The organism is Lentzea roselyniae, from assembly GCF_039537795.1.
Lineage (GTDB): Bacteria > Actinomycetota > Actinomycetes > Mycobacteriales > Pseudonocardiaceae > Lentzea > Lentzea atacamensis.
Window position 1 is genome coordinate 1 of record NZ_BAABBE010000106.1, and the last position, 2,636, is coordinate 2,636.

Sequence of the window (2,636 nt, forward strand, 5' to 3'; positions counted from 1 at the left end):
GCCTGGCTCAAAGGCTTCCGACGACTCCGCGTCCGCACCGAACGCAGAGCCGACGTCCACCAAGCCATGCTCAGCCTTGCTTGCTCGATCATCTGCCTGCGCAAACTCATTCTGAACTGATCACTTACCGACCATGCTCACGGGTGCGGTGGTTGAGTGGCTACGTGCTGGCGCTGTGCCCGGGACAGAGCGCTGACATCGCCTTCGAAAGCCGCACCGCAGTCGAGCTGGCGGATGCGTTGTGATGGCCGCGGACAAGACCGGCGCTCTACTGGGCGGCGCATGTGCGTTGGGCGCACTCATGGATGATGTGGCATCGGATCAGATCACGGCACTTTCCCAGTTCGGTCAGCATCTCGGCCTGGCCTTTCAGCTGATCGACGGCCTGCTCGGGATCTGGGGCTCTCCGCGTGCCAACGGCAAGCCGGCGGACAACGGCCTGCTGGCCGGAAAGAAGCCACTGCCGGTCGCCGCGGCTCTCGCGTCGGGCAGCCGGTCCGGAAACGAGTCCGCCGAGTACTGCGCCCGGCCGGAGCGAGCTCGCCCGGACGAGATCAGGACCTGGCGATGCTCGTCGAGGCGGCGGGCGGCCGGGACTGGGCACGGCGAACCGCCGAACGCGAACTGGTCGCCGCCGGGCAACAGCTCACAGCGGCGCGTTGCAAACCCGACGCGGCCGGGAACTGCTGACGTTGGCCCATCTGATCATCCACCGCGGCCGGTAACCGAGCAGGAAGAGGCCACAGTGGACAGTCTCGTTGACCTTCTGCCCGCAGACGGCGTCCTTGTCATCGACAGCCTGCGGGTTGGAGGCGGTGACCCGGTTTCCTGCCCTGTTGCTGATCGGCCGGGTGTCGACGGGCGAAGACGTGCCCGACGAGAGGTTGGCGGCATCGGTTGTGGGGCCGTTCCCTCGGCAGCGGTTGGACGGACCGCCCGCGCTCTCCGTCTCCGTCCGCGCAGGCGACGTGTGGTCCTGTCTGGACTGTCGGATGTGGCCTGCGCGGTGGGTGCTGCCGGATTCGGCGGGCGGGGGGTGTCGTTCGATCGGATGAATCTGGGCCGACTCGACCGGAATAGTCCTACGAGACAGGGCTTCTTGTGGTGATATTGCGATCTTGATCCGTTTCGTCACCAGGAGAGTTCATGCGTCATCGCATCGCCAATGTTCTTGCCGCTGGCGCCGCTGTTGCGTGCCTTGCCACGGGAGCCGCGGCGACGGCCAATGCCGCCGTCGGTGCGGACCGCGGGGAGCCGGTCGTCGTGGTCTGTGACACCGGACTGCTCGGCACCGGACTGCTGGGCAGCGACGGAAGCCTCATCACCGATTGCGGTCTGGTCCCTGACGTCCTCGCAGGGGTGGACCTCGGCTGAAAGATGCCACCTCGTGCAGAGGTGAGCTGACGAGGTACGTGCCCGGGACCTCTTGCGGTCCCGGGCACGTACGTACGATTCCCTTGCGGCGCCGGGAGTACGTGGGCGCGTGGGGATCAGTGCGCTGGTGGTGGAGTGCCCTCTGTTTCGATGACGGATGACCATCACCGACTTGAACTCTCTGAACGCGACCGTTTGCATCACTGTCTCTGCTGCGGCTGCAGAACGCCGGGATCTTCGCTGTGCGGTCGGCGAGCGCGAATCCCCACAGGGTGCACAGCGGTTCATCTCACGATCTTGCTGCGCGTCCTCCACCCTGCACGTCTCCTTCAGGTGCCGCTCTCTCCCCACTGTCGAGCGGAGATGGTCGTCTCCTATATGGACTGTCTACTGTGTTCTGGGCAACAAGTGCGGTCAGCGCGTGATCACGGGTAACTCAGCGCATCCCACAACCGCGAGTCGCGTTCCTCGGTCAGGTCGGCAACGGCCCTCGGTGAGCTTCTGGGGTGAGGAGCGAACGTGGCGTCCGGCGGCTGAGCGTTCACAGCGATGCGACCGTGTCTCTCGTCAGGGCAGGTGCGAGTGACCGGAGCGCGTCCGTGTCGGGCGATGTACCGGTGCGCCGACTGTCGAGCGACTGGACATCTGCCACACGACGAAACCGGTGGCCACCAGGACGACCACCACACGCCAAGGATCAACTCCTGCCGTGCACGCATACCCGTCCAAATCGTCGATGGCCGTTCCAGCGCTTCGCGCCGAACGGGTGATGGATCTGTTCGTCACCGCGAGCGGCATTGTGATCGGCACGTGTTGGCCTCTGCTGTTCGTTCTGGACTGCGGCTTCGCTCGGCTGGTGGCGTGGAGCCTCGACCGCAACCGGACGGACCAACATCGCCCGTCCGGTCAGCTTCACGGTCGGCTCCGCACCGAGTCATTCACAGGTCGAGAACACCGCTGCCACGACACTGTGCGAATACGGGTGCGGATGCGGCGGGGACGGTCGCTCAGGCGGAGGCTGCGGTGGGACGTGGGTGCCAGGACTGACAAGGGCCTGGTTTGTGCGGCATCGTCTCAGTGGCTGCCGGCGAGCAGCACACCGAGGACCTCCAGGGTGCGCGGATGCACCGTGAATCCCTTAGAGGTCCTAACAAATGATCGCTTGTTTGCATGCCAGTTCTTGATCGTTGATCATGGTGCGGTGAGGAAGGGTGAGCAGCCACCATGGATCGTGTCCGACGACCTGTGGGAACGAATCGAGC

The 2,636-nt window shown here is 65.1% G+C and carries 2 protein-coding genes and 1 pseudogene; all 3 read left to right on the forward strand.

Features of this window, described 5'->3' with window-relative positions; all coding sequences use genetic code 11:
- Positions 1–120, forward strand: a pseudogene (locus ABFX45_RS46020) (IS5/IS1182 family transposase); the annotation flags it as partial.
- A 181-nt stretch (positions 121–301) separates the two neighbouring features.
- Positions 302–1,108 carry a polyprenyl synthetase family protein gene (locus tag ABFX45_RS46820; protein WP_428834310.1) on the forward strand — a complete coding sequence of 269 codons (807 nt, stop codon included), beginning with the start codon at positions 302–304 and terminating at the stop codon, positions 1,106–1,108.
- A 38-nt stretch (positions 1,109–1,146) separates the two neighbouring features.
- Positions 1,147–1,374, forward strand: a complete 228-nt coding sequence (locus tag ABFX45_RS46030) for a hypothetical protein (protein ID WP_346137402.1) — start codon at positions 1,147–1,149, stop codon at positions 1,372–1,374.
- Positions 1,375–2,636: the final 1,262 nt, after the last annotated feature.